Raw genomic sequence first — 23,760 nt, 5'->3', positions numbered from 1 at the left:
AGCCGCTATGAACCATCTGACCCGTTTTCGACCGCTGATCCTCGCCTTGCCGCTGCTGCTGGCCGGCTGCCAATCCACCATGCAGCGCATCGCCGATTGCAAGGTCGGCGACTGGACCGCCATCGGGCATAAGGACGGCGTGCGGGGCGAGCCTTCCGACTATGCCGAGCGCAAGGACTTCTGCGACGATCACGCCGACGACAAGAAGCCCGCTGCCATCGGCGCCGAGGCGCAATACATCGCCGGCTGGGCGCAGGGTAACTGGGACCTGTGGTCGCAGCTCGGCCAACAGGACGGCGGCAAGGGACTCCAGCCGCAATATGAGTCGCACGCCGCCAGCGACGACGTCCGCAAGCACAAGACGCCATTGAACCGTCCGGCCTACGATGCCGGCTGGGCGATCGGCAATTCCGAATATTGGAAAGGGCTGGGCAAGCGTTCGGGCACCGACGGCCAGCCGCTGTCGGCCCAGAAGGATGCCGCGCGCGCCAGGGCCGCCGGCATGCAGCTGCGCTTCGACGAAGCCGCATATACCGACGGCTGGCAGATCGGCAACCGCACCTTCTGGCAGGACGCCGGCTACACCGACGCCCGCAACGGCACGCCGGACAGCGCCTTCCGCGACCGTGCATCCAACGCCCGCAGCGCCGGCGTGCAGGTGCAGGAAGAAGCCTACCGCGCGGCCTGGAACGGCGAGATCGTCAACTACTGGCGCAATCTTGGCACGCAGGATGCCGTCAGCGGCAGGGACTTCGGCATGCGCGGCAAGGAGGCGCGCGCCAAGGGCCTGAAGATTTTCGAATCCGAGTATCGCCAGGCCTGGGAAGCGCGCCTGACCGACTACTGGCGCCAGGCCGGAGCCGACGACGGTTACGGCAAGCCTTTCATGCTGGACGACCGCATCGCCAACGCGGGCCGTAACGGCGTGTTCGTGATCGCGGCAACGCGCGACCTGTACACGGCCGCCTGGGACGCGCAGAACGCCAGATACTGCATGCCGGAGAATGCCTTCGAGCGAGGCCGCACCAATAGCGGCATGGCGGTCGAGGTCTGCCGCAGTGAGCTGCGCAACCAGTTAAAGCACGCCTATGTCAGCGGGCAGGATTATGAAGTGGCTGCGGCCAAATATCGCCAGGCGGTCGACGACGTCAACGAGATATCGGGGCGCCTGAACGATGCCCGCCATCGGCTGGACCGGCTGCAACGCGAGATCCGCTCGAACCTGGAGGCGAAGGACCGCGTGGTCAACGACGACACCAGGAGGCAGGACGCCCGCCGCGAGCAGGAACGCCGCGATCTGATCGACTACATCCGGCAACTGGAGCGTCAGCTGGACGACGCCCGCCGCTGGGTGGAACGTCACGAGCAGCAAATGCAGCGGCTGCGCCGCGAGATCTACTAACGCTTAAAAATGGTACTTCACGGTTTTCCGGGAGCATGTTTCGCTGCGCGGTTTTTCCTGCGGCGGGCGCTTTTCGCAGAGCCCGACTTTCCTTGAGTACCATTGCCGCGCGGCGCAGCCGGTGCGCTGGATTCGCCCAGCTCGACGAGCACGTCGTCGGGTACGCGGATCGGAAATTGGAGGCTATATCTGGACATGGTGGGGGTTCCCTGAAATCGGTTTTTTTACTAAGCGCTGCTAACCACTGCTGACCTGTACTACAGCGTGCTATCACCTACTAAAAATGCCGGGCTGAATGCTAAATGTCGCTAAATTTTCGGCCTGTGTTTGTTAGAGGTGGTTAGTGGTTTTTAGTTCCGAAAATAGCGCGGAGTCGCACGAAATATCGATAGTTAGCGCGGTGTAGTAGTGGTTATCGTGTTTTAGTAAAAGCCGAAAAAACAGGACCCGTCCTGCGCATGCTGGCGGCGCGGGCAAAAAATTGACTTGCATTTCAACCAAGATGCTCTATGATTGCGTTGCTGTGCTACTTCACTAGTACACTAAACGCACTCAAAGGAGTACCGATGCCGTCACTAAACCCCTTCCGTTTGCTCGGCGCGCTGTTGTTGGTGATGGCCAGCGGCTCGGCGGCCATTGCCGCAGAGACCGCGCCGTCCACATTGGCAGAGCTGGACCAGCGCCTGGCAAAAATGTTCTTACAGCGCGGCATTCCAGGCGCCGCGCTGGCGCTGGTGGAAGACGGCAAGATTGTCCTTCTCAAGGGGTATGGCGTGGCGGACAAGGCCAGCGGCGAACCGGTCACGCCGGATACGATTTTTCGCGCGGCCTCGATCTCCAAAAGCTTCACCAGCATCGCCATCATGCAGCTGGTCGACAACGGCAAACTGAAGCTGGACGCGCGACTGGCCGACCTCGCGCCCGAAATCCGCTTCAACAATCCATGGGAGCAAAGCGACCCGGTACGCCTTGTTCACCTGCTCGAACATACGACGGGCTGGCCTGACATCAGCACCCGTGTCGAGCTGCAGAACGGCCCCGGCTGGTCGGTGCGGCGTGGCGTCGAGTTCGCCAGTCCGGAGTACGTCAGCCGGTGGCGGCCCGGTCAGTTTGCCGTCTACGCGAACGCCGGCCCGGCCGTAGCGGGCTATGTGCTGGAAAAAGTGGCGGGGCAAGATTTCGCCGCCTTCGAGCGCGAACACGTGCTGCGGCCGATGGGCATGGCCAGCGCCGATTTCACGCTGACGCCTGAACTGGCGGCCAAGCTGGCCAAGAGCTACGCGCCCGACGGCGCCCCGACGCCGTACCAGCACATCATCATGCCGCCGTCCGGATCGCTGGCCACCAGCGTGCGGGAATTATCGCGCCTGGTGTTGTTCTTTGTCGGCAGGGGCACAGTCGATGGACATCGGATCCTGTCGCCGCAGGCGGTCGAGCGTATCGAGCACGGCGAATCCTCGCTGGCCGCGCGGGCAGGGCTGAACGCAGGCTACGGCCTGGGCAACTTCCCGCTGAATGACGCCGGGCCGAGCTTTCGCGGGCACAACGGCGAAATCGATTCCTTTACCTCCGTCTACGGCTATTCCGCCGCGCAAGGCAGTGGTTATGTGGTGCTGGCGAATGGCGGCGAGGGCGTCGACTTCCGGACACCGGTTACCGGCCTGATCCAGGCTTACCTGAGCCGCAAGCAGGTGTTGGCGCCGGCTCCCGCGTTCCCCGTCGCCCCAACGGAACTCGCAGCGCTGACCGGTTTCTACCGCAATGTGACGCCGGCCAAGGACTTGATGCGGCCCTATGCGGAAGTGTTGGGCATGTCGCGGGTCACGCTGGTCGATGGCGGCCTGCGGGTTGGCGGCAAGCCTTACCTGCCGACCGGCGAGCACACCTTCCGCCGCGCCGACCGGGAAGCGGCCAGCCTGGCCTTCGCGGTGCAAGATGGAGAAACCTACGTCCTGTCGGGCGGCCAGGGCGACCGCAAGCGCGAAGCCAGCTGGCGCATCGCCGGCTACGCCATGGTCGCCGCACTGGCCTTGCTTGGCGGCGTATTCGGACTCTTGGCTTTGCCTGTCTGGGGCGTGGCCGCCTATCGGAAGACGTTGCAAGCCAAGGGCGGTTGGACGGTGCGGATCGTGCCGCTGCTGGCCTTCGGCTGCCTGTGCGCCACGTTCATCTTGCCCCTGGTCGGCATCAGCGGCGGCATCGGCACCATGGCGATGCTGGCCGCGCCAAGCATGCTTTCGGTGCCGATTCTGCTGTGCAGCGTGGCGTTCCCGCTGCTGGCGGCAGGCGGCCTCTGGCTGGCGCTGACGAACCAGCGCGCCAACCGGCTGGCGCGCTGGCATGCCGGACTGACATCGGCCGGGATCCTGGCCATCGCCGCTTACGCATGGTCGATCGGTTGGATCGGACTGCGCACCTGGACGATGTGACCGAATCTTCTGGACCGGCAATATTTGGTAACAATACGCGGGCGTCGGGCAGTGGATCCCTGCGTTATCATGACGCCATGTCCGCGCCACGATCCGATGAAGTCCTCATGCTCAGCTATCGCGATGGCGATCTGGCGGCCTTTGCGGAACTGTATCGGCGCCACAGCCAGGGCTTGTACCTGTTCCTGGCATGGCGTTCGCCGCGCCGGGAGTGGGTCAACGACATCATGCAGGACAGCTGGGCCAATCTGCACCAGGCCCGCGCGCGCTACGAACCCGGCGCCAGCTTCCGCACCTATCTTTTCCAGATCGCCCGCAATCGCCTGATCGACCTGATACGCATGAACGAGCGCGTGCTGCTGGCCAGCGACGGCGAAGACGACTGGTTCGATCACCTGGCCGATGCCGCGCAGGACAGCCCCGCGCCCGACGGTCAACTGGAACGCAAGCAGCAGACCAGCCGTTTGCATGCGATGATACGGCTGCTGCCGGTCGACCAGCGCGAGGCGCTGGTGCTACAGCAGTTCAACGGCATGAGCCTGGAAGAAATCGCGGAGCTGGTGGCGGCGCCGGTGGAGACGGTGAAGAGCCGCCTGCGTTACGCGATGCGCAAATTGCGGCAGGAACTGGCGCCGGCGGCCGAAGAGGCGAGAGCATGAATCCACACGATCACACTGAAGACGCGGAGTTCGACGACTTCCTCAAAGGCGAGGGGGATCTGGCGCGTCAGCTGCGGGACTTGCCGCAGCCGCAGCCGCCGCAGGCTTTGTCCGCCGCCATCCTGGCGCGGGCGGCGTCCGACCTGGGTGCCGCCGCCGTGCCGGGTGCGTCGGCCAACGATGCGGTGCGTGATGCCGCGCCTGCATCTGTACTTGCCACGTCGCCGGCGCGCCACTATCTGCGGCGGGCGCGGGTTCCCCTCGGCCTTGCCGCCAGCGTGGTGCTGGCCTTGTTTGTGGTGCGCGGCTTGATGCCACAGGCGTTCGCGCCGGTCGCTGATCGGGAGCTCGTCTCGCAGACAGCCGCGCCGCAGGATGCGAAAGTAGTTGCCCCCAGCCCTGCGGAGGAAGCGCCTCCGGCCAACGTGACGGCGCCGCCACCAGCGCCCGCGCCGAAGTTGGCGCAGGTGAAGCGGTCGGTGGCCAGGCCCGCGATACAGCCGGCGCCGGCCGCTGATATCGCCGTCGCCGATGGCGCAATCGCAGCGGCGCCCGCGCCATCCAAGCCGCTCGCTGTTGAACCTCCGGCCACTGCCGATTACGCGCGGGCCCGGGCGCCGATGATGCTTGCGGCGCCTGCCGCCGAGCAGAAGGTATTGGGCTATTCCGGCGTAGCGCCGGTGATGGCGATGCGCAGCGCGCCCGCGGCTGAGCCCTTGTCCCCGCCAGCCTGGCTGGCCCGCATGACCGGGATGCTGAAGACGGGCCAAACGAAAGAAGCGCAAGCGGAGTGGTTGAAGTTCCGCATGCGCTATCCCGACGCCGAGGTGCCACCTGAACTACGGCTGCAACTCGACGCGATCAATTAACGTCGAACTCTCCCACCAGTACCGTGCTGCCGGTATCGCGCAGGCGCAGCGTCACCATCTGGTCGCGCTGTTTCGGCGTGCCGAAGCCGGTGCTGAGGCGCAGCTGGACGGTGGTGGCGCCGGCGACGATCTGCTGGCGATGTCCGAACGAGTTGACCTCCACCCGATACCTGCCCGGCTTGGCCACCCGCAGTGAAAATTCCTCCGGCCCGTAGCCGCCGGTGAAGTCGCGCGACATGCGGCCGCCCTGGTAGGTGTAGCGGTTGGCGTAGTAGCATTTCTCCCCATTCGGATCGGTGACCCACAAATCGATATCGGTGTTGTCGGCGTCCCAGGTCAGCACTGCCCGCAAGGCCAGCGGCAGGTTGCGCAGCAGGCGTCGATCGATGCGGCCGGTGTCCGGCTTGACGGCGGCCTTGGCGACGATGGCGTTGAGCTCCGCCAGCGTCACCAGTTCGATCTCGGCGAAGCGGCCGTCCCACGGCCGGTTCAGCACCTCCGCAAGCTGGTCGATCGCGGGCTGCACCTGGCCTGCGGCGGCGTAGGCGAGTCCGAGGTCGCGATACGACTGCGGTTCTTCCTCGGCCAGGCGCAACACCTGCTGGAACACCGGGATCGCCAGCGCCGGTTCCCCGGCTTGCAGCAAACGGTAGCCCAGTATCCGCAAGACCTGGCGGTTTTCCAGGTCCATCTCCGCCAGATTCGACAGCACGCGCAGTGCCAGATCGCGCTGGCCTTGTTCGATCAGCAGGTCTGCGCTGTCCAGGAAGAAGGCGCTGCTGTTGGTGTGGTTCGGCTTTTCATCCAGGTAGATCGCATACAGGTCGGCCGCCTTGGCGGACTTCATGCGCGCGCGATACGGCTCGTCGGGTGACCATTTCTTGAGCTGTATGCTGGCCGCCGATGTATCGCCGGCCGGCGCCGCCGCTGGCTTGGCGGCGGCTTCCATGCGCCGGGCGTCGGTGCGGCCATAGGACAGCGCGGGCGCCGCCAGTGGCATCGGTGGAGGCAGCGCCACTTCCGGGGTCGCAGATGACGCGTACGCCGAGCGTGCCACCCTTATCGGCTGCGGCGCGGCGTCGGCTGACGCTTCCTCCGTGGCCTTGAAGTCGATCTGTTTTGGCAAGCCGGATTTCGGATAGCTCTTTTCCCACCACGCGACCTTTTGCTCAAACTCCCGCACAATCTGATCGGTGTGCTGTACGGTGACGCGGCGTTGCGATACCAGGCGTTGTTGTCTGAGCTGAGCGTAGGCTTCCTTGTAGGCTGCCGGTGGCTCGATCTCGTAGCGCGCATAGTCCTCCAGCCGGTCCAGTACCAGCAGCGAGGTCTCGCGCGTGGGTATGCCGAAGCGTTGGCCGAGGCGGTGAATTTCGCCGCGCTTCAAGTCGTAATCCGCCTCCAGCGCTTGCAAGCGATAGCTGGCCCACATGCCGGCCGCCAGCGGATGGTAGGGCGCATTGGCATTCACCGGCAGGGTCACGATGCGGCTCTTGCCTTGCTGCGTCAAGGTCAGGGTCAGTTCGGCCGAGGGCTGCGTCAGCCGTCCGGCGATGCGCAGGATGCCGTCTTGCGGCTCATGCGATTCGACCGAGATATCCTTGGCGCCGGTGGCGCCGATGTCGCTCAATCGCAGCGTGGCCGCCAGCAGCGCCTGCGCGGCTTGCGTCGGCTGGGTCGCTTGCAGCTGCACCAGGCGGCCGCCGTTGCGCTCCGCCAGCGCGGCCAGGCGAGCGCTGTCCGAAACGAGCGCCGAATTCAATGCATACAAACGCTGGGCCTTGGCCAGTGTGGGGAAGGGCGCATCGCCATAATTGGACAAGCCGTCGCTAACCAGCAGATATTCGTTGATGTCCGCTTCCGGCTTCCAGGCGCCGAGCGCGCTGGCGCCATCGTAGGCGGTGCCAGCCAGCGCCGCCCGCAAGGCGCTCCAGTTGCCGTTGACGATACGGAAGCGCTGGCTGGCCTCGGCGCGGTCGCGCAGGCGGATCAGCCGTACTTCCACATTGGGTACGGCCTTGAAGTAGTGATCCAGCACGGCCAGTTCAGCCTCGGTCTGGCGTTGCGCGCCCGAGCCGGAGCTGTCCCATAACAGTCCCAGTACGGCCGGCGGCGTGCGTATCTGCGGGGTACTGTCGCCGGTGACGGCGATCTCGCTGAGGAAGAAGGTCTCGCCGTCGAATTCCTGCACAAACGTTTGCGGCTGCGTGGAGGCGGCCAGCGCCAGTTCCAGCGTGCCGTCCGCGCGGTAGGCGCTTCTGGTCACGCGGGCGCGATAGCCGTCCTGCTGCCGCTCGAACTGCATGCCGCCCAGCGCACCGCGCGGCTGCGGCGGCGTGGCCGCGCCGTGCACATTCAGTTCCAGATCAAGTTCGGGGATGGCGTCGCCGTAGGCCAGCGGCAGGCGATAGAGGCGCTGAGCTTCATTGCGCGCCAGCGGCTCGGCGTACTTCAGCTGCACGGTGCGGGTGCCGCGCGGCGGTATCGGATAGACGCGCAGCTTGAAGTTGTTCCCCTGCGTGACCTCCAGCAGCGCCGGATCGACGCGACGGCGCTCGACCTCTTCGAAGATCATGCGGCCCTTGGCCTTCTCGACCGGCACGGCCGGCCGCAGCGCGCCGTCGATATCCAGCGCGAAGGCCGTCACCCGTTGTCCGGGCAGCAGCGGGAATTGCAGTTCGCCTTCCAGTTGAACCGCATTGGGATTGTAGAACACCATCTCCACGGTGGTCTGCGCCAGGCCGCCGCTGATCTCAGCGTTAATGCGCAGGCTTTGCAGGCGCACCGGCGTTTGCGCGCGCGGGACGACCAGGCGCGGCGGCATGATGGGCGGCAGCGGCACAATGGCCTGGGCCATCGTCGATATCATCAATAAAAACGCGACTAGCAGTGGGCGTAACATGAAGTCTCCTTCGCCGGAAAAGCCCGGCGTCCTGTATGTAACGGACCGGCGCAGCAAACGGGGTTAAACTATTCGGAACATTGCTTTATTTGCAGTTGTTGTTATCATTTCGTGGCTTACTGCCGAGGAGAGTCAATGAATGCCCCGACCACGCCACACCCGAATTACGAAATACTGATCGCTGCGGCGCGCAAAGTTGGCCCCGTGACGGTGGCCGTGGCGCATCCGTGCGACCGCCACGCGCTGGAAGCGGCGCTGGACGCCGCCCGCATGGGGTTGATCGACCCGATACTGGTTGGCCCGCAAGCGCGCATCCGCAAGGCCGCCGAGGAAGCGGGACTGGATATCTCGGCGCTGCCGTTGATCGACACCGAACATAGCCACGCGTCGGCATTCCGCGCGGTGGAGCTGGTCCGGCTAGGCAAGGCCTCGGTACTGATGAAGGGCAGTCTGCATACCGACGAGTTGATGGGCGCCGTGGTCGCCAGCGACACCGGCCTGCGCACCGGCCGTCGCCTCAGCCACTGCTTCGTCATGGACGTGCCGGGCCGCAGCGAGCCGCTGATCATCACCGACGCCGCCGTCAACATCAATCCCACGTTGGACGACAAGGTCGACATCATCCAGAACGCCATCGACCTGGCGCACGTGCTGCAGTTCGATCCCGTCAAGGTGGCCATCCTGGCGGCCGTCGAAACGGTGAGCGCCAAGATGCCGTCGACGATCGATGCTGCCGCACTATGCAAAATGGCGGACCGCGGCCAGATCACCGGCGGCATCCTCGATGGTCCGCTGGCGATGGACAACGCCATCGATCCCGAGGCCGCAGCCATCAAGCATCTGGTATCGCCGGTGGCCGGCAAGGCGAATGTCCTGGTCGCGCCCGATCTGGAGGCTGGCAATATGCTGGCCAAGAGCCTGACCTTCATGGCCGGCGCGGCGGCGGCGGGCATCGTGCTCGGCGCCCGCGTGCCGGTTATCCTGACCAGCCGCGCCGATTCGGTGACCGCGCGCCTCGCTTCCTGCGCGGTGGCGGTACTGGTGGCGCACAGCAAGCTGGCTGGCGCCCGCGTTCTCGGAGAATAAGCTGATGGCCCCAAACGATAGCATCGTCGTCATCAACGCCGGCTCGTCCAGCATCAAGTTCTCGCTGTTCAGCGGCGCCGCGCTGGCGCTGACCTTCAAGGGCAAGATCGAGAACCTGTACAGCGGCGTCACGCGCTTCAGCGCCCAGGACGCGCAGGGCCGGTCCATCGGAGAGCGCAGCTGGCCGGACGCGCCGCTGGACCATGCGGCCGGCATGCGCTTCCTGATCGATTTCTCGCAGACCCATCTCGAAGGGCGCCGCGTGGTGGCGGTCGGCCATCGCATCGTCCATGGCGGCGTGGCCTACAGCGGGCCGCAACGCCTCGATCCTGAAGTGCTGGCCGCGCTGGAGAAGCTGATACCGCTGGCCCCACTGCATTTGCCGCATAACCTGGCGCCGGTGCGCGCCGTGATGGCGATGGCGCCGGACGTGCCGCAGATCGGCTGCTTCGACACCGCCTTTCATGTCGGCCAGCCGGCGGAAGCGCAGGCCTTCGCGCTGCCGGCGCGGATCACGGAGCAGGGCGTGCGGCGCTACGGCTTCCACGGACTTTCCTACGAATACATCGCCAGCCGCCTGCCGGAAGCCGATCCATCGCTGGCCAGCGCCAAGGTGGTGGCGGCGCATCTGGGCAACGGCGCCAGCATGTGCGCGATGGCGGCGGGACGCAGCGTCGCCAGCACGATGGGCTTTACCGCCGTCGACGGCCTGCCGATGGGCACCCGCTGCGGCGCGCTCGACCCCGGCGTGGTGCTCTACCTGATCGACGAACTGGGCATGGATGTCGGCGCGGTGCAGAAGCTGCTGTACCAGGAATCGGGCCTGCTGGGCGTGTCCGGCATTTCGGCGGACATGCGCACGCTGGAGCAGAGCGACGACCAGCGCGCCAAGGCCGCCATCGCGTTGATGGTGTACCGCATCGGCCGCGAACTCGGCTCGCTGGCGGCGGCCTTGGGCGGCCTCGATGCGCTGGTCTTCTCCGGCGGCATAGGCGAAAACAGTGTCGACCTGCGCGCCGCCGTATGCCGCGACGCGGCCTGGTTGGGCGTGCAGCTGGACGCCGCTGCCAATGCGGCCAATCCGCGCGGCGTGGCGCGCATCAGCGCCGCCGACAGCAAGGTGGCGGTGTGGGTGGTGCCCGCCAACGAAGAATTAATGATAGCCCGTCACACGCTGACGCTACTGGAGCTGACATGAACACCGAAACGATTTATCCAATTTTGGCCGGAAAACGCGCGCTGGTGGTTGGCGTCGCCAATGAGCATTCAATCGCCTGGGGCTGCGCGCTGGCCTTTCGCAAACTGGGCGCGGAAGTCGTGCTCACTTACCTGAACGAGAAGGCGCTGCCGCACGTGGCTCCGCTGGCTGGGGAAATCGGTGCCCAGTTACTGCCGCTCGATGTGACGAAGCCCGGCGAAATGGAGGCGCTGTTTGCCACGCTGGCGGAGCAGGGCAAGCTCGATATCCTGGTGCATTCGATCGCCTTCGCGCCGAAGGCCGATCTGCAAGGCGGCTTGCTGGACTGTTCGCTGGATGGGTTTTTGCAGGCGATGGACGTGTCCTGCCACTCCTTCGTGCGCATGGCCAAGCTGGCGGTGCCGCTGATGACGAATGGCGGCAGCATGTTCGCCATGAGCTACCACGGCGCCGAGAAGGTGGTCCCGAACTACAACGTCATGGGCCCGGTCAAGGCGGCGCTGGAATCATGCTGCCGCTATCTGGCCTATGAGTTGGGCCCCAAAGGCATCCGCGTTCACGCCATCTCGCCGGGACCGCTGCAAACCCGCGCCGCTTCCGGTCTGAAGGACTTCGAGCTGCTGCTGCGCGACGCCGTAGCCCGCGCACCGTTGGGCGAATTGGTGGACATCCTCGATGTCGGCAACACCTGCGCCTACCTGGCCTCGCAATATGCGCATCGCCTGACCGGCAGCACCGTGTATGTCGACGGCGGCCTGAATATCATCGCTTAAGGGTTTCAATGACATCGCACGTCACACTGCAAGACATCAACGAGGACAATTTCGAGAGCTTCATGGACATGGAGCTGCCGGAGCACCAGCGCGATTTCTTGGACAGCAACGCCTATTCGATCGCGCAGTCCAAGTTCTATCCCGACTTCTTCACGCGCGGGATCTACTGCGACGGCGAACCGGCCGGCTTCCTGCTCTACGACTGCAAGGCGGAGGATGTCGCCGGCTTGTATGGCATCTACCGCTTCATGGTCGACTATCCGCAGCAAGGCAAGGGCATAGGCCGCAAGGCGATGGCGTTGCTGCTGGCGGAGCTGCGCGCAAAACCCGATGTCGAGCGCATCATCATCTACTACAAGCCGGACAACACGGTGGCGCGCGAGTTCTACCGCAGCTTCGGTTTCAGCGAGTGCGGCATCGACGAACAAGGCGAGATGATCGCCGAGATCATCCCGTCAAGGCTTCCCGATCAGCAGATATAAGGCCGTCTGGTTGCCCGACGCGCGGCCGGCGCCGAAATACAGCGGTCCCAAAGGGGTGTCGATGGCGATGTACAGCGCGTTGCTGCGCACCGTCTGCTCGCCGTTCTGCGAGTCGATGGTGTTGCCCACCCGGCCAACTTCCGCGGACGCGCCGATGTAGGCGCCGTCCAGCAAACCCGGCGCCGAAATGCGGTAGTTGTAGACCAGCCGGCCGAAGTGCAGGCTGTTGCCCAGCAGTTCGCCGGTGCGCATGCCGGACATGCGCAGGAAGCCGCCGAACGGGATGATCTCGTGATCCGGCAGCTCGTTCGCTCCCAGCTTGTGCTGCACTTCCAGCGCGCCCTGCAGCGAATGCGGACCGCTGGCCGCCGCCGTCAGCGCGGAGAAGGAGAGCTTGTTGTAGTTGGTGTCCGCGCCCAGCGCCGTGCGCGAAGAATAGACTTGCAAGTCGGCCTTGGCGCCAGAGCGCGGGAAGGCGCTGTTGTCCAGCGTGTCGGCCCGCAGGCGCATCTGCACGCCGCCGGTGCGCGCGCGCGGGAACAGCTCGGACGGCGGAATAAAGCTGGTGTCGGCCAGCAGGTTGACGTGGCCGCGCGCGAGGCCGATGCGCGCCTCGCCCCATTCCGCGATCGGCACGCCGAGATCGAGGCCGGCGGTGACCGATTCGTTGCGGTAGCGCGCCAGCCGCGCGCCCTTGGAGTAGATGTCCAGCGGCGTGCGCTCGCCGGACAGGTAGGCGCTGGCGAACAGGCGCTGCGCCGGCGTCAGGGGTTGCAGCCATTCGGTGCTGAGGCGGTCCGTGTGGCCGATCTCCAGATCGTTGCGCCATTCCGCGCCCAGCGCGTTGAGCCAGGTCCAGCGATGCATGGCGCGCAGCGTGAAGAAGGAATCGCCCTCGAAGTCGGTCGAAACGCCCAGGCCCAGTCGCAGGTACTGCGGGCCCCAGGATTTTTCATTGACGGTGGTGGTCATTTCATGGCGGCCGTCCTGCTGCGGCGTGAGCGTATAGCTGACATGCTCGAAGTCGCCGCGTCCGTACAAGCGGCGCATGTCGCGTTCCGCCCTGCGGGCGTCGAACAGATCGCCGGCCTTGGTGTCCATGGTGCCGCGCAGGGATTCCTCCGGCACCCGCCGCGTGCCGTCGATGTGCACCGCCGACAGCAACACGCCCTGCGGCGCCTGCGCGCCATGGCGGCGCGCGCTCAGCACCGCGTAGTCTTCCGGCGATACGGCGTAGCGCTGCAGTTTGGCGGCGGCGTCGCGGCCCGCCTGTTCGCCGTAGCCTTCGGCCTCCTTCAGCAGGTCGAAGCTGCCGGCATCGACGCTGGCCAGGTTGGGGGTGATCAGCACATCGACCTGCGGATCGAGTTGGGTCAGCGAGGCGCGCAGATTGCTGGCGCTGAGCATGCGCATCATCTGCTCGGACATCGACAGCACCGACTTGATTTGTTCGCGCTTGAGCAGCGGCGTGCCGATATTGATGGCGATGACGACCTCTGCCCCCATCTGCCGCGCGACGTCGACCGGCAGGTTGCGGGCCACGCCGCCATCGACCAGCAGCCGGCCGTCGATCTCCACCGGAGTGATGACGGCGGGGATGGCCATGCTGGCCCGTATCGCCTGCGCCAGGTTGCCGTGATCCAGCACCACCATCTCGCCGTCGCTGACGTCCGTGGCGATGGCGCGGAAGGGGATCGGCAGCCGGTTGAAATCGGGATCGGCCTGGCGCACGGTCAAGCGCCGCAGCAGCGCCTCCAGCGCCACGCCGGACACCGCACCCTTGGGCAGCGCCAGGCCGCCCGGCCCGATACCGATCTCCGGTCCGACATAGCTGCCGGCGTCGTCGCTCTTGCGGGCGATCGACAGGTCGCTGCGGGCGACGTCGTGGAAAAGGTTGGCGGTGCTGAGCGTTTGCATTTCGCGTTCGATGTCGGCCAGCGGCATGCCGCTCGCATAGGCCGCGCCGACGATGGCGCCGGCGCTGGTGCCGACGATCATATCGACCGGCACATGCAGTTCCTCCAGCACCTTCAGCACGCCGATGTGGGCGCCGCCGCGCGCGCCGCCTCCGGACAGCACCACCGCCACCTTGGGGCGCGAGACGTCGACCGCCGCTACGGGATCGGCATGGAGCAGGCAGCAAAGCAGCAGCGCAGGGAGGATTCGCATGCCTGACTTTAGCACAGCGGTATTTTTCAAACAACGTAGCCGGCCGTTTAGTAAAGCCCGTTAAACTAGGGGGCCATTCTGCCGCTGTCGCCCCATGGACCAGGGGGCGTGGTTAAATCACCCGTTATATTGCCGGAGCCGATCGACATGAGAATACTGTTTTCGCTGCTTGCCATGCTGCTCGCCGTGGCCTGCGCGCCAGCTGTGGCGGCGCCGATCAACGTCGCGACCTACAACCTGCGCTATAACAATGCCGAAGACGGCGCCAACGCCTGGCCGGCCCGCAAGGAAATGGTCAAGGCGTTGATCCGCTACCACGAGTTCGATATTTTCGGCACCCAGGAAGGACTGGCCGACCAAATCGCCGACCTGGCCCAGATGGCGGAATTCGACCATGTCGGCGTAGGCCGCGACGATGGCAAGAGCGCCGGCGAGCATTCCGCGATCTATTTTCGCAAGAGCCGTTTCGCCTTGCTGGCCAAGGGCGACTTCTGGCTGAGCGAAACGCCGGACCGCCCGTCGTTCGGCTGGGACGCCACCTGTTGCCACCGGCTGGCGTCGTGGGCGCGCTTGCGGGACCGCGCCAGCGGCCGGTCGTTCTTTGTTTTTTCCGTCCATTTCGACCACCAGGGCGAACAGGCCCGACGCGCATCGGCCGACCTGGTGCTGCGCAAAATCGCCGAGATCGCCCACGGCGAGCCAGCCATCTGCGTTGGCGACTTCAACTCGACCCCGGAAACGGTGCAGATACAGACCATGGCCAAGGCGATGCGCGACGCCTTCCGGGTGAGCGCGGCGCCGCCATATGGCCCGGTCGGCACCTTCAACGACTTCCACCTGGACGCGGCAATGACGGACCGGATCGACTATATCTTCGTCGACCGTCATTTCGACGTGCAAAAATATGCGGTGCTGAGCGACTCGCTGGACCGGCGCTATCCATCCGACCATCATCCGGTGGTTGCGCGCGTCAACCTTAAATAGGGCTTGACCTTACTGTAGTGGGAAGGTGTAAGGTACGCACAGTTGCCTCTCCTGGAGAGACTGCGGTACCATTCAACCCACTTATGCGCCCATTCATCCGTTTCTTGCTCTGGATTTTGATAGCAGCCTTGCCGCTGCAAGGGACGGCTGTCGTCTTGATTCCATGCGCAACGCTGTCGATGCAAGTCGTCAGCCAACCGGCGGCGCAGGCGGACCATTGCGCACCGGTGAAATCCGATCAGCAGACTTCCGGCGCGCATGGCAAATGCAGCCATTGCGCCACTTGCGTAGGCGCTTCGGCGCCGCCCGCCGTCCCTTCCATTGTGCTGCCCGCGTCGTTTTCCGGCGCCGCTTTCATCGCGGCAGAACCGTCGATGACCGCCTATATTCCCGCCACGCTGGAACGTCCGCCGCGCCTGTCCTGAACTTGCCGAAGCTGCGGGCTTGCCCCGCGTATCCGTAATTTTCCAGGAATCCTATGAAACACTTCCCTATACTGCTGCCCGCAGGATTTTCGCTCGTTCTGCTGACGGGGTGCGCCAGCCTGTCCAGCGACGGCGGGCTGAATGACGTCTCCCGGCTGACGCAGGAGCGCATCGGCCAGCCGGCCGGCTTCTCCCGCGACGCCAACAATGACCGGCAAGTGAGCGCGCTGCTGGCGCAAGCGCTGACCCCGGAATCCGCGGTGCAAATCGCACTGCTCAACAGCCCCGCGCTCAAGGCGTCGTTCGCGGAGCTGGGCGTATCCGAGTCCGAGTTCGTCCAGGCGGGCCGCATGCGCAATCCCAGCCTGGGTTTCGGCCGCATACGCGGCGGCAGCGAGACCGAGATCGATCGCAGCGTGATGTTCGACATCGCCGGCCTGCTGACGCTGCCGGCGCGCTCGCGCATCGAACAGCGCCGCTTCGAGCAGGCCAAGCTGCGGGCCGCCGCGCAGGCCGTCCAACTGGCTACCGACACCCGGCGCGCCTACTTCATGGCCGTGGCGGCCGCGCAATCGGCCGCGTTTGCGGAGCAGGTACGCGGCGCCGCCGAAGCGTCGTCCGAGCTGGCGGAAAAAATGACCAAGGCCGGCAACTGGAGCAAGCTGGATCAGGCGCGGGAACGCGCGTTCTTCCAGGACGCCTTGACCCAGCTGGCCCGTAGCCGCCACGAAGCGGTGGCCACGCGCGAACAATTGATACGGCTTCTGGGCTTGTCGGGCGAGCAGCAGGGTTTCGTGCTGCCTGACCGTTTGCCCGACCTGCCGCCGCAACCGCAGGAGATGAACAACGCCGAAGCCCAGGCGCTGTCGCAGCGGCTGGACATGCTGGCCGCGCGCCGCGATACCGAAGCCACGGCCGACGCCCTCGGCCTGACCAGGGCGACGGGTTTCATCAACGTGTTCGACGCCGGCTACGCCAACAAGAGCAGCACCGGCCTGCCGCGCGAAAACGGCTACCAGGTCACGTTCGAATTGCCGATCTTCGACTGGGGCAGCGCCAAGGTGGCGCGTGCGCAGGCGCAGTACATGCAGTCCGTGCATCGGGCAGCCGATACGGCGGTGCGCGCCCGCTCCGAGGTGCGCGAGGCGTACTCGTCCTACCGCACCACCTACGAGATCGCCCGCAACTACCGCGACGAGGTGGTGCCGCTGCGTAAAAAGATCTCCGACGAGGTACTGCTGCGCTACAACGGCATGCTGGCCAGCGTGTTCGAACTGTTGGCCGACTCGCGCGAACAGCTCAACAGCGTCAACACCGCCATCGAAACACAGCGCGATTTCTGGATCGCCGACACCCGCCTGCAAGCAGCCGTCAACGGCGGCAGCGCCAACGAAACAAGGATGACCCCATGACCTCACGTAGAGATTTTTTCAAAGGCGCAGGCGCCATCGCGGTCAGCGCGGCCGCCATCAGCAAGGCCGGCGCGGCCACGCTGCCGGAAGCGATGACGATGGATAACGCCAACACCCACGTGCCGCCGCTGCCATCGAACGGCCGTCCATTCAATCCAGTGGTGACGTTGAACGGCTGGTCGCTGCCGTGGCGGATGAATAACGGCGTCAAGGAATTCCACCTGATCGCCGAGCCGGTGGTGCGCGAAATGGCGCCCGGCATGAAGGCCCACCTGTGGGGTTACAACGGCCAGTCGCCCGGCCCGACCATCGAAGTGGTGGAGGGCGACCGCGTGCGCGTCTTCGTCACCAACAAGCTGCCCGAGCACACCAGCGTGCACTGGCACGGCCAGCGCCTGCCCAACGGCATGGACGGCGTGACGGGGCTGACGCAGCCGGGCATCGAGCCGGGCAAGACCTTCGTCTACGAATTTGTCGCCAGGCGTCCCGGCACCTTCATGTACCACCCGCACGCCGACGAGATGACGCAGATGGCGATGGGGATGATGGGCTTCTGGGTCACGCACCCCAAGGACCATACGCAGTACGCGGTGGACCGCGACTTCGTGTTCCTGTTGAACGCCTACGACATCGATCCCGGCAGCTACACGCCCAAGACCAACACCATGCTGGACTTTAACCTGTGGACCTTCAACAGCCGCGTGTTCCCTGGCATCGACGCGATGCCGGTGCGGCAGGGCGACAAGGTGCGCATCCGCGTCGGCAACCTGACGATGACCAATCATCCGATCCATATCCACGGCCATGAGTTCCACGTCACCGGTACCGACGGCGGCTGGACGCCGCCAGCCTCGCGCTGGCCGGAAGTGACGACCGATGTCGCGGTCGGCCAGATGCGGGCGATCGAATTCATCGCCACCGAACCGGGCGACTGGGCCTTCCACTGCCACAAGTCGCACCACACCATGAACGCCATGGGCCACAACGTGCCGACCATGATAGGCGTGGACCACAGCGGCATCGCCGAAAAGATCAACAAGATCGTGCCGGACTATATGACCATGGGCGACAAGGGCGGCGCCATGGGCGGCATGCAGATGCCGCTGCCGGAGAACACGCTGCCGATGATGTCGGGCGAAGGGCCGTTCGGCGGCGTGGACATGGGCGGCATGTTCACCGTGGTCAAAGTGCGCAAGGAGCAGAAGCGCGGCGACTACACGGACCCCGGCTGGTACAAGCACCCACCCGGCACGCAGGCCTACGAATGGACCGGCGCCTTGCCGGAACCAGCACGCAAATATACCGCCGGCGGCCAGTCCATGCCGGCATTGAACCAACCCGACGTGGAGCTCACCGTGCGCAAGCCGAGCGGCCATAGCGGACATTAAGGAGAAAACAGATGAAGACTTTACATACCATGCTGGCATCGGCGATTGTGGTGGCGGCGACGCTGGCCGCGCCGCTCGCGGCCGCGCACGCAACCCTGAAGAAGAGCAGTCCTGTGGCCGACGCCGTGCTGGATGCAGCGCCGAAAGAGATCACGCTGACGTTTAACGAAAAAGTGGAGCAGGCGTTCAGCAGCATCACCTTGACCGACGCGGGCGGCCACGCGGTTGCCGACACGGCCAAAGCCGCGGTCGACGCGGCCAATCCGGCTATGTTGCGACTGGTGCTGCCGCCGCTGCCGGCCGGCGCGTACACGGTCGACTGGGCGGCGGCGGGCCATGACGGCCATCGCCGCAAGGGCGGCTTCACCTTCACAGTCAAATGATGGGGGCTGGATTCGATCCGGTCTGGCTGCTGCAAATCAGTTCGGCATTCCTGCTGGTTTGCGGTTTCAGCTGGTTGGCCGGTTCCTGGTTTGCGCGCCGCTGGGTGCCGCCCGATGCCGGAGTGCAGTTGCGCAGTTTCGACTTGCTGGCGGCCGGCGTGGCCATCGCCGCCAGCGTCCTGTCGCTGCTGGCGGCAACCGCCGTCATGGGCGGCACAGGCCTGGTCGAGGCGTGCGGCATGTTCTGGATGATGGTTGGCACCACGGCCTACGGCTGGTCCGGCGGCGTCGCCATCGCGGCGTTGATCGTGGTGCTGGCGTTGCGATGCCTGCGCCGCCAATCGACCAGCCGCGATGTTGCCGTTGCGGCGGCCATGCTGGTGTTCGCGGTAACTCGGGCATCCATGAGCCATGCGGGCGAGGAGGGTATCTGGACTGTGGCAATGGCGGCGGAGTCCATCCATTTGTCCGCGATCGCGGTCTGGGTGGGCTTGGTGGCGGTGTCCGGCTGTTGCGTGTTGTCCGCGCGGATGTCGGCTGCGGACATGAACCGGTATCTGGATAGCATGTCGCGTGCCGCGATGGGCGCCGTTGCGGCCATCGTCGTCACGGGCCTTTACAGTGGCTGGCACCGCGTCGGCGTCGCGGAGAATTTGGTTTATACCGATTACGGCCTTACCTTGCTGGTCAAGATAGCGCTGGTGCTGGCTGCCATCGGCATCGGCGGCTACAACAAATTCATCGGTTTGCCAGCCGCATCGCGTTCATACCAAGGCGTGGTCACGGTGCGGCTGGCTTTGCGGCTGGAGATGGTGCTGCTGCTCGGCGCCATCCTGGCCGCCGCCATCCTCACCTCCCAACAGCCGCCGTCGACGTTCTGACGGCGGCCGCTGTCGCTACAAGGACTTCAGGAAAGCCAGCAAGGCATCGCGGTCGGCCTTCGACAGATTCTCGAAGCGCTGCCGCGACTTGTCGGCTTCGCCGGCGTGCCACATGACGGCTTCGGTCAGGTTGCGCGCGCGGCCGTCGTGCAGGTAGCCGACCTTGCTGCTGTTGCCCATCACCTTGTCGGTATAGCCGATGCCCCACAGCGGCGAAGTGCGCCACATGCCGCCCTTGGCCTGGCCTTCGACGAACTTGTCGGCCAGCCCCGTGCCCATGTCGTGCAGCAGCAGGTCGGAGTACGGACGGATGGTCTGGTTGCGCAGCTCCGCAAACAGATGGCCGGAACCGGTCTTCATTTCCGCGGTGTGGCAGGCCACGCAGCGCATGCCCTGGAACAGTTTGGCCCCGGCTGCGACCTGCTGCGCATCGACACGGTGTTCATCCAGCGGCGCCACGCCTTTGGGGAAACCGCTCGGGATGCTGCGCTGGGCCGGTACCGCCACCAGCGACAGATAACGCGAGATCGATTGCAGGTCGGCTTCCGAGATGCCTTTCTGCGTGCCGCCGGTGGCGCAAGCGGCAGGGCCGGTGGCGCAGGCGCGGTTGGGATAGACCGGCGAAGTGACCGCCATGTCCAGCAGCAGTGCTTCGCTGGCCTGGTGGCGCAGCGTGGACTTGCCGGCCTTCCAGCCGAAGCGGCCCAGGCGCACGGCGCCGGTTTCCGGCTCGTAGACATAGTTGGCCACGCCGACCACGCCATCGGCGTCCGGCGCCGTGCGGGCGCGGGCGATGATGTCCGCTTCCGGTATGGCTTCCAGCAGGCCCACGCCTATCATAGGCTGGGCGGCGCGCAGCGAGTAGGTGTCCGGCACCGGACCTTCGAAGGCCAGCGTCGGCTTGCGCAGTTCGACGGCGGTGCCGTCGGCCAGCTTGACGGTGCGGGCCTCGAAGCCGCCCACGCTGACGGTGTTGCCCCAGTTCTGCGGCGCGCCGCTGGCCGATACGGCGTTCATCTGGATCGCGGTGCCGTACTGCGCGTGCGGCAGCTGCTGGCCTTGCGCATTGGTGGTCGCCACGCGGATGGCCATGTTGTCCAGCTTCTGGTTGATGGCGGTCGGCGCCGCGCTGCGGCCGTTGTTGACGTGGCAGGCGATGCAGGCGGACTGGTTGAAGCGCTGTCCCTGCAGGCCCACGGCCGGCAGATAGCGGTCGTTGCCCGGTTCGTTGTGGTCGCCGGTGGTGAAGTTGGTGTGCACCAGACGGCGGCCTTCAACGAAGCGCTGCATGTTCTGCATGCCGATGTTGTTGTGCGGCTGCTGGAACATGAACAGGCCGTTGTCCGAGTAGTTGTAGGACACCGAACCCTGGCCGCCGGACAGCGTTGCCTCCGGCAGCGGCACCGAATTCAAACGCGGCTGCACGCCGTACCACGGCTTCAGGCCGGCGCCGACCACGTAAGTCCATTCGTAGGAGTAGTAGCGGATGCCGCCGGTGTCGCCGTTGGCGGTCATCGACTCGGTGGTGGAGAACATCGATGGCGAGACTTCGATGATGTCGCCGGTCACCAGCGGACGTGCCTTCACGTCCCCGCCGTTTGGCATGCCGTTGGCGTCGAGGTCGCCATGGCCCGGATATTCCTTGATGCGCAGCGTGCAGGCACCGTTGATGCCGTCGACGCTGGCCAGCTTGCCGGCGGCGGGGAAGGCCACCGGTTTGCAGACCGGCACGTTGCGGTCCACCAGCTCGCCCGGCGCCATCCAGCCGTAGCCGGTCACGCCGGGACGGTCGAAGCCGCGGAAGAAGGCGATGCCGCCGGACAGGAAGTCCACCGTGGTGTACTGGTTGACGATCAGCACCGGCTTGGTCACGCCGGGTACGCGGCTGTTGTCGATGATCTCGACGCCCCAGGTGCGGTTCTTGAAGTAGTTCGACACGAAGGTCAGGTAGTTGCCCGGACCTTTGTCGAGCGGCAGGCCGGTGACCGGATCGACGGTCTCGTTCGGGCCGTAGCCGATTTCGTTCCACTCCTCGCCGCGCTCGCGGCCGTGGCGGGCCAGGCCGCGCGCGCCGAAGCGGGTGACCAGGGTGCCGTCCGGCAGCGTGAATTGCAGCGTTTCCAGCGGCTGCGCGGCGGCGGGCAAGGGCGCCCAGCCGGCGCCGCTGGCCGGATATTTCAGCGGCGAGGTGGCGCTGCTGGCCAGCGTGTTGTCGCTGCCCGGCGTCTTGAATTCCACTTCGTACAGCGAGTAGCCGTACTGGGTGGCGCGCGCCACGCCCTGCAGGCGGATGTAGCGGGCGTTGATGCCGAGGTTGTAGAACTCCTCGGTGCCGCCCTGGCCGGCGCCGACGTAGCGCACCTGCGACCAGGCTTGGCCGTCGTCGGACACGCGCAGCGCGTATTGCTTGCCGTAGGCGTTCTCCCACTGCAGCTTCATGTAGCCGACCTGGGTCTTGGCGCCGAAGTCGAACTGGATCCAGGCGCCGTCTTCGGCCGTGCTGGCCCAGCGGGTGGCGGTCTTGCCGTCGATGGCCATGCTGGCCGACAGGCCGCCGTTTTCCACCGCCGACGAGGTCGCCGCCACCGGTTTGATTGTCACGCCAGGTTTGGTCGGGTCGATCACCACGGGCGGCGTGTTGTCCACCGGCGGCGTCGTGACCGGAGTGCCGGTGAATGTCTGGATCTCGAAGATCGAATAGCCGTACTGGCTGGAGCGTTTGACGCCTTTCATGCGCAGATAGCGGCCCTGGCCGGACAGGCCGGTCCAGTCTTCGGTGCCGCCCTGGCTGTTGTCGACGGTCTTGATCGTGGTCCAGGTCGAGTTGTCGTCGGACACTTGCAACAGGTATTGGGCGGCGTGCGCGTTTTCCCACGCGATGTGGACGCGGCTGATGGCCTGGCTGGCGCCGAAGTCCAGTGTCAGGTACTGGTCGTCGGAAAATCCGCTGCCCCAGCGGGTGGCGTCGTTATGGTCGATGGCGGCGGCGGCCGACAAATCGCCGCGTTCGGACGAGCTGGCCGTGGCGTTGACCGGCGTCAGCGCGGTTTCGGCCGAGGCGGCGGCGCCGCCCTGAACCTTCATCGCGCTGAGCATGCGCGCGGCCTGCGGCGTGGCGGCCTGATCGCCGCCACCGCCGCACGCGGCCAGCAGCAGCGACAAGACTACGGGGAGGCCCTGTAGCGATAGATTCCTGCAACGACTATTCATGGTGCATTCCTTCGTTCCTGGTTCGTGATGGCGAAAATCGGAGTATGTGGAAGCGTTTCCAGCTCCGGTCGTGGCTTTCCAGTCGGGTGCTGCGATTCAGTTAAGGTTGGGCTTGCTGGGTGTGTGCAGATGAAACTTGCCCGGATTGAGTTTTATGAAAACTTTCGATGGGGCAATAGTTGTGAAGATATCTTGAGTCATCGGACATGTCAAGCGTGCGCGCATCTGTCATCTTTCGCTTGACTATTCATAACTGGTTGGCTATGATTTAATCCATAACTTAGTGGCTATGGATTCACATGACAAACTCCCATGACGAGCTGTTTCGCGCGCTGGCCGACCCGACCCGGCGGGCGATCTTCGAGAAGCTATGCACCGGCGGCGAACAAACCGTAGGGGTGTTGACCACCCATGCGCAGGTGTCGCAACCGGCCGTGTCCAAGCATCTGGCCGTGCTGAAGCAGGCCGGCCTGGTGCGGGACCGGCATGAGGGCCGCCAAACCCACTACAGCGCGCAGCTGAAGGCGCTGACCCCGCTGTTGGACTGGACCAGCCAGATGAGCCGTTTCTGGGATGGCAAGTTCGACGATCTTGATGACCTACTGAAAAGGATGGACCAATGAACGATATCGCACACCAACTCCGCACCGTCGTCGTCGAACGGGAGTTTTCGCATCCGCCGGAAAAGCTGTGGCGGGCGCTGACCCAGCCGCACCTGATCGAGGCCTGGTTGATGAAGAATGATTTCCAGGCCGTGCCAGGCCACCGCTTTAACTTAAACGGCGACTGGGGCACGGTCGACTGCCAGGTGATGGAAGTCGAACCGCAAAAGACGCTGGCCTACACCTGGAACGCCATGGGACTGGAAAGCGTGGTGACGTGGACACTGGCCGCCACCGCGACCGGCACCCATTTGCGGATGGAGCAAACCGGCTTCCGGCCGGACCAGGAGCAGGCCTACCAGGGCGCGCAATATGGTTGGCAGCATCTCTTCGACGCGCTGGAACAGCTGGTGGACAAAGACGACGCGGCTTCACATTAATTTACAAAAACTACATAAACCAGCATCGCAGTCCCCTTAAAGTCGTCAACGGCATGCGGAATCAAC

At 65.2% G+C, this 23,760-nt stretch carries 19 protein-coding genes; 16 read left to right on the top strand and 3 right to left on the bottom strand.

Going from position 1 to position 23,760, the window contains the following annotated elements; translation table 11 throughout:
• Positions 1-7 precede the first annotated feature (7 nt).
• The 4 genes from RUGAMON1_RS19455 to RUGAMON1_RS19440 all read left to right on the top strand — a co-directional run bounded on the left by RUGAMON1_RS19455 (position 8) and on the right by RUGAMON1_RS19440 (position 5,359).
• Complete coding sequence (locus RUGAMON1_RS19455) at positions 8-1,402, top strand: DUF2799 domain-containing protein (RefSeq protein ID WP_445232067.1); 1,395 nt, start codon at positions 8-10, stop codon at positions 1,400-1,402.
• Positions 1,403-1,968: 566 nt separating this feature from the next.
• Positions 1,969-3,831, top strand: coding sequence for a serine hydrolase domain-containing protein (locus RUGAMON1_RS19450; protein ID WP_445232066.1), 1,863 nt, complete (start codon positions 1,969-1,971; stop codon positions 3,829-3,831).
• A 107-nt stretch (positions 3,832-3,938) separates the two neighbouring features.
• On the top strand, positions 3,939-4,490 hold the full coding sequence (locus RUGAMON1_RS19445) for a sigma-70 family RNA polymerase sigma factor (protein WP_445232065.1): 552 nt from the start codon (positions 3,939-3,941) through the stop codon (positions 4,488-4,490).
• Positions 4,487-5,359, top strand: a complete 873-nt coding sequence (locus RUGAMON1_RS19440; RefSeq protein ID WP_445232064.1) for a hypothetical protein — start codon at positions 4,487-4,489, stop codon at positions 5,357-5,359. The genes RUGAMON1_RS19445 and RUGAMON1_RS19440 overlap by 4 nt, the downstream gene beginning before the upstream one ends.
• On the opposite strand, the gene RUGAMON1_RS19435 is transcribed toward RUGAMON1_RS19440, so the two are convergent.
• Positions 5,352-8,261, bottom strand: coding sequence for a DUF2135 domain-containing protein (locus tag RUGAMON1_RS19435; protein WP_445232063.1), 2,910 nt, complete (start codon positions 8,259-8,261; stop codon positions 5,352-5,354). The two genes, RUGAMON1_RS19440 and RUGAMON1_RS19435, sit on opposite strands and share 8 nt — an antisense overlap.
• Positions 8,262-8,396: 135 nt before the next feature.
• Here RUGAMON1_RS19435 and RUGAMON1_RS19430 point away from each other — a divergent pair, with 135 nt between their 5' ends.
• Genes RUGAMON1_RS19430 through RUGAMON1_RS19415 form a run of 4 tightly spaced genes read left to right on the top strand, consistent with a single transcriptional unit; the run spans position 8,397 to position 11,800 of the window.
• Positions 8,397-9,347, top strand: a complete 951-nt coding sequence (locus RUGAMON1_RS19430) for a phosphate acetyltransferase (RefSeq protein ID WP_445232062.1) — start codon at positions 8,397-8,399, stop codon at positions 9,345-9,347.
• A 4-nt stretch (positions 9,348-9,351) separates the two neighbouring features.
• On the top strand, positions 9,352-10,545 hold the full coding sequence (locus tag RUGAMON1_RS19425; RefSeq protein ID WP_445232061.1) for an acetate/propionate family kinase: 1,194 nt from the start codon (positions 9,352-9,354) through the stop codon (positions 10,543-10,545).
• Positions 10,542-11,318, top strand: coding sequence for an enoyl-ACP reductase FabI (gene fabI, locus RUGAMON1_RS19420; RefSeq protein WP_445232060.1), 777 nt, complete (start codon positions 10,542-10,544; stop codon positions 11,316-11,318). The genes RUGAMON1_RS19425 and fabI overlap by 4 nt, the downstream gene beginning before the upstream one ends.
• An 8-nt stretch (positions 11,319-11,326) precedes the next feature.
• Entirely contained in the window at positions 11,327-11,800 is a 474-nt protein-coding gene (locus RUGAMON1_RS19415; protein WP_445232059.1) for a GNAT family N-acetyltransferase, read from the top strand.
• Here RUGAMON1_RS19415 and RUGAMON1_RS19410 read toward each other — a convergent pair.
• Positions 11,774-13,969 carry a patatin-like phospholipase family protein gene (locus tag RUGAMON1_RS19410; protein ID WP_445232058.1) on the bottom strand — a complete coding sequence of 732 codons (2,196 nt, stop codon included), beginning with the start codon at positions 13,967-13,969 and terminating at the stop codon, positions 11,774-11,776. The genes RUGAMON1_RS19415 and RUGAMON1_RS19410 overlap by 27 nt on opposite strands.
• A 147-nt stretch (positions 13,970-14,116) precedes the next feature.
• Between RUGAMON1_RS19410 and RUGAMON1_RS19405 the strand changes: the two genes are divergently transcribed.
• From RUGAMON1_RS19405 to RUGAMON1_RS19380, 6 genes are all read left to right on the top strand, one after another.
• The gene (locus tag RUGAMON1_RS19405; RefSeq protein WP_445232057.1) at positions 14,117-14,953 is read left to right on the top strand and encodes an endonuclease/exonuclease/phosphatase family protein; all 837 of its coding nucleotides are present in this window, start codon (positions 14,117-14,119) and stop codon (positions 14,951-14,953) included.
• A gap of 83 nt (positions 14,954-15,036) precedes the next feature.
• Complete coding sequence (locus RUGAMON1_RS19400; RefSeq protein ID WP_445232056.1) at positions 15,037-15,378, top strand: hypothetical protein; 342 nt, start codon at positions 15,037-15,039, stop codon at positions 15,376-15,378.
• Between the two features lie 53 nt (positions 15,379-15,431).
• Positions 15,432-16,790, top strand: a complete 1,359-nt coding sequence (locus tag RUGAMON1_RS19395) for a TolC family protein (RefSeq protein ID WP_445232055.1) — start codon at positions 15,432-15,434, stop codon at positions 16,788-16,790.
• Positions 16,787-18,178, top strand: a complete 1,392-nt coding sequence (locus tag RUGAMON1_RS19390; RefSeq protein ID WP_445232054.1) for a multicopper oxidase family protein — start codon at positions 16,787-16,789, stop codon at positions 18,176-18,178. Before RUGAMON1_RS19395 ends, RUGAMON1_RS19390 begins: the two co-directional genes overlap by 4 nt.
• An 11-nt stretch (positions 18,179-18,189) precedes the next feature.
• Positions 18,190-18,561, top strand: coding sequence for a copper homeostasis periplasmic binding protein CopC (copC, locus tag RUGAMON1_RS19385; protein ID WP_445232053.1), 372 nt, complete (start codon positions 18,190-18,192; stop codon positions 18,559-18,561).
• Positions 18,558-19,442: a CopD family protein gene (locus tag RUGAMON1_RS19380; protein ID WP_445232052.1), complete on the top strand. Its 885-nt coding sequence runs from the start codon at positions 18,558-18,560 to the stop codon at positions 19,440-19,442. Before copC ends, RUGAMON1_RS19380 begins: the two co-directional genes overlap by 4 nt.
• Before the next feature lie 15 nt (positions 19,443-19,457).
• Here RUGAMON1_RS19380 and RUGAMON1_RS19375 read toward each other — a convergent pair whose 3' ends face one another.
• A complete protein-coding gene (locus RUGAMON1_RS19375) occupies positions 19,458-22,652 on the bottom strand; it encodes a di-heme oxidoredictase family protein (protein ID WP_445232051.1) in 3,195 nt (1,064 codons plus the stop codon).
• Between the two features lie 299 nt (positions 22,653-22,951).
• Here RUGAMON1_RS19375 and RUGAMON1_RS19370 point away from each other — a divergent pair, with 299 nt between their 5' ends.
• Positions 22,952-23,275, top strand: a complete 324-nt coding sequence (locus RUGAMON1_RS19370) for an ArsR/SmtB family transcription factor (RefSeq protein ID WP_116993914.1) — start codon at positions 22,952-22,954, stop codon at positions 23,273-23,275.
• The gene (locus tag RUGAMON1_RS19365) at positions 23,272-23,694 is read left to right on the top strand and encodes an SRPBCC family protein (RefSeq protein WP_445232050.1); all 423 of its coding nucleotides are present in this window, start codon (positions 23,272-23,274) and stop codon (positions 23,692-23,694) included. The genes RUGAMON1_RS19370 and RUGAMON1_RS19365 overlap by 4 nt, the downstream gene beginning before the upstream one ends.
• Positions 23,695-23,760: the final 66 nt, after the last annotated feature.

Source organism: Duganella rhizosphaerae (assembly GCF_040364205.1).
Classification (GTDB): Bacteria; Pseudomonadota; Gammaproteobacteria; order Burkholderiales; family Burkholderiaceae_D; genus Rugamonas; species Rugamonas rhizosphaerae.
The sequence above is the reverse complement of the archived record's forward strand: the minus strand, read 5'-3'. Positions and strand labels throughout refer to the sequence as shown.

Coding starts and splice junctions, on each gene's coding strand:
- RUGAMON1_RS19455 (WP_445232067.1), top strand. CDS start 8: ATGAACCATCTGACCCGTTTTCGACCGCTGATCCTCGCCTTGCCGCTG.
- RUGAMON1_RS19450 (WP_445232066.1), top strand. CDS start 1,969: ATGCCGTCACTAAACCCCTTCCGTTTGCTCGGCGCGCTGTTGTTGGTG.
- RUGAMON1_RS19445 (WP_445232065.1), top strand. CDS start 3,939: ATGCTCAGCTATCGCGATGGCGATCTGGCGGCCTTTGCGGAACTGTAT.
- RUGAMON1_RS19440 (WP_445232064.1), top strand. CDS start 4,487: ATGAATCCACACGATCACACTGAAGACGCGGAGTTCGACGACTTCCTC.
- RUGAMON1_RS19435 (WP_445232063.1), bottom strand. CDS start 8,261: ATGTTACGCCCACTGCTAGTCGCGTTTTTATTGATGATATCGACGATG.
- RUGAMON1_RS19430 (WP_445232062.1), top strand. CDS start 8,397: ATGAATGCCCCGACCACGCCACACCCGAATTACGAAATACTGATCGCT.
- RUGAMON1_RS19425 (WP_445232061.1), top strand. CDS start 9,352: ATGGCCCCAAACGATAGCATCGTCGTCATCAACGCCGGCTCGTCCAGC.
- fabI (WP_445232060.1), top strand. CDS start 10,542: ATGAACACCGAAACGATTTATCCAATTTTGGCCGGAAAACGCGCGCTG.
- RUGAMON1_RS19415 (WP_445232059.1), top strand. CDS start 11,327: ATGACATCGCACGTCACACTGCAAGACATCAACGAGGACAATTTCGAG.
- RUGAMON1_RS19410 (WP_445232058.1), bottom strand. CDS start 13,969: ATGCGAATCCTCCCTGCGCTGCTGCTTTGCTGCCTGCTCCATGCCGAT.
- RUGAMON1_RS19405 (WP_445232057.1), top strand. CDS start 14,117: ATGAGAATACTGTTTTCGCTGCTTGCCATGCTGCTCGCCGTGGCCTGC.
- RUGAMON1_RS19400 (WP_445232056.1), top strand. CDS start 15,037: ATGCGCCCATTCATCCGTTTCTTGCTCTGGATTTTGATAGCAGCCTTG.
- RUGAMON1_RS19395 (WP_445232055.1), top strand. CDS start 15,432: ATGAAACACTTCCCTATACTGCTGCCCGCAGGATTTTCGCTCGTTCTG.
- RUGAMON1_RS19390 (WP_445232054.1), top strand. CDS start 16,787: ATGACCTCACGTAGAGATTTTTTCAAAGGCGCAGGCGCCATCGCGGTC.
- copC (WP_445232053.1), top strand. CDS start 18,190: ATGAAGACTTTACATACCATGCTGGCATCGGCGATTGTGGTGGCGGCG.
- RUGAMON1_RS19380 (WP_445232052.1), top strand. CDS start 18,558: ATGATGGGGGCTGGATTCGATCCGGTCTGGCTGCTGCAAATCAGTTCG.
- RUGAMON1_RS19375 (WP_445232051.1), bottom strand. CDS start 22,652: ATGAATAGTCGTTGCAGGAATCTATCGCTACAGGGCCTCCCCGTAGTC.
- RUGAMON1_RS19370 (WP_116993914.1), top strand. CDS start 22,952: ATGACAAACTCCCATGACGAGCTGTTTCGCGCGCTGGCCGACCCGACC.
- RUGAMON1_RS19365 (WP_445232050.1), top strand. CDS start 23,272: ATGAACGATATCGCACACCAACTCCGCACCGTCGTCGTCGAACGGGAG.